This is a genomic window from Paenibacillus nanchangensis, assembly GCF_046543445.1.
Lineage (GTDB): Bacteria > Bacillota > Bacilli > Paenibacillales > Paenibacillaceae > Paenibacillus_AQ > Paenibacillus_AQ nanchangensis.
Window position 1 is genome coordinate 1 of the sequence record NZ_JBHOFD010000072.1, and the last position, 2,236, is coordinate 2,236.

Below are 2,236 nucleotides of genomic sequence, written 5' to 3' on the forward strand. Positions count from 1 at the left end.
AGATTCCCTTATTTATGAGGAAAATTCATCGTTTGGATGTTTTCGGTACGAATAACGGATCTGGAGTCCGCAAGGCAACCAAAAAGCCCGAGAATTTCAGAAATAACGTACTCTGAGTCCGGAAAGACCTACGTATCGCGTTCGATGGTCATCCGCTGCGGGTGTGACACAGGAGAGGATTCGTTCCAGTTCGTTCAACGACAACAGCGGCAGTCCAAGATATGGTTTAGCAAGTTTTGGTCCGCCACTGCTTTTATTAACTCAACTTTCGCAGGCCGAGACCGGCAGCGCAACCTAGATCGGCAGCGCAACCTGAGCTCGGCAGATACGCCTTGAGATCACTGGGCAAACCAGAGATCCGGTGCTGGAGTTAACTTTGAATCAGGTTGGAGTATTTTTCCCAACCTGATTCGTAATTTCGTTCAGCCGCTCTATGAGTTGCACCAAGGCAACTGTCCGGTCTAGCGTGCTAACTTCCTCACACCGTAAATCCCCCCGAATGTGCGTTCGCCGCAATGAAGCACTGTTTTTCTATTTTTTCAAGACGTTTGCTTTATTGTGGTTAAATCGGCGCCAGGGCTGGAACTTAGCTGATTTTCGCTCTGCGAAAGTTGAGTTATTAGATTTTTTCTCGGTCTTTTCTCCTAAACCCGGGACCGTTTCAGGTCAATCAGCCTCTCGTCATTATAGTAGAATTTATGATAGGATGGTTATTGCTGGAAATTAAATGGGTGTATTCCTTCTGTTATTGTTCGTAAAACAAGGGAAATTGAAGTTTTTTATGAGGAGTATGGGGTTGGGCAAGGTACTTGAATTACTGGCTGTCTGACAGCCAGCAGACCTTTCATACATAGGGTTAAGGAGGCACAAGATGCAGCAAAAAGTCGATCTTTCCCGCCTCCAGGAGCTGTCCGCCTCGCTGGACCGGATCAGCCGAAACCTGGAGCGGGAAGCGTATGGGATCGAACGGGGAATCACGAATATCCTGTCTGCTGCCAGGGATGCGTACCAGCCGGAGTGGTATGTCGGGCAGTCGGCCGGAAAAGCAGAGGCGCTGCTCCGGGAGGTGCTGAGCCAGACGAAGATCATTTTGGATGAGCTGAACCGCCAGTCGGCGGCAGTCCGGGAAACGGCTGAGCAGTATGGCTACACGGAATCCAAAATGAAGGCGCTGCTGAACGCGAAGTTCATGCGGAAGTTCCCGGCAGTCCAAAAGATCGGCGGGCTCGGCGCCCGGCTCTGGGACATGTGGCGGAGGCGGCTGGAACAGGGCGGGGAGCGCTTGCTGGAGCTGCTGAGCGGGAAACCGTCACTGAAGGATCTATTGAAGGCAGCGGTGACCAGTGTGCAAGATCTGCAGCTTGAAACGCGGCTGATCCCTTACAGCAGTGAACCGCGGATTACGGAGCTGCTGGACAAGCTGCATACGGGAGATGAAGCCTTACGGGAAGCGGCACGGGTTAAGCTGAACGAGATCGCAAATGCGTTCGATACCCTGGCCCGCTCCCAGGCGGCTTACAGCGTGTATGCAGCATATGACCATAAGCAGTACATGGAGCAGGTGAAGCAGACCGCTGCCGCACAGCGGGATATTTTGGCTGGACTTGGCGTCGATCCGGCGTGGTACGGACCGGAAATCAGCCTGCGGAAGCATTACAAAGGTCCATTGCTGTCGGCCTGTGACTATAATCCGCTTCAGTCGGATTTTTCCCCGATGCCGAAGGAGGAGGAGCTGCGGCTGGTCATTGCCATCGGGATGACGGTCCCTGCTTATCAGGACTGGGCTATTCACAATTACCCGAAGATTGAAAAGGCCGCGAAGAAGAGAGCAGCGGAGCTGGAGCGGCAGCGGGAAATCCGAAGGCAGCTGATGGAAGAGTACAACCAAAAGTTCGACCCCGAAGACATCCGGGCGATGCAGGAAGCCTTGAAGAAGCGGGGCATGTACCCGGGAGAAATTACGGGGCGGTATAACGAGGAATTTTTGTTGGCGGTGGAGAAGTTTCAAGTCATGCAGGGAAGAGAGCCGGATGGCAGCTTCGACGACACCCTGCTTGCTCTGGCGAAGAGCACCGAGGAAGCGGGCTGGAAGACACCGCTTGCGGTGGGGGAAGGGATTGTGGTGCAGCTCGGCGTCGAACTCTGGGACTTGACGGCTGGCGTGGTCACCCTGCCGATTGCTGTGAAGCAGTTAATGGATGCGTTTTTGGACAAAAAGCTGAAGCTGGACGACCTA

At 53.5% G+C, this 2,236-nt stretch carries 1 protein-coding gene; it reads left to right on the forward strand.

All coding sequences use genetic code 11. The annotated features are described in order from the left end of the window. Positions 1-871: 871 nt before the first annotated feature. Positions 872-2,236 (forward strand): peptidoglycan-binding domain-containing protein (locus tag ACE6ED_RS29080; protein ID WP_410830950.1); only part of this gene is annotated, 1,365 nt, incomplete at its 3' end.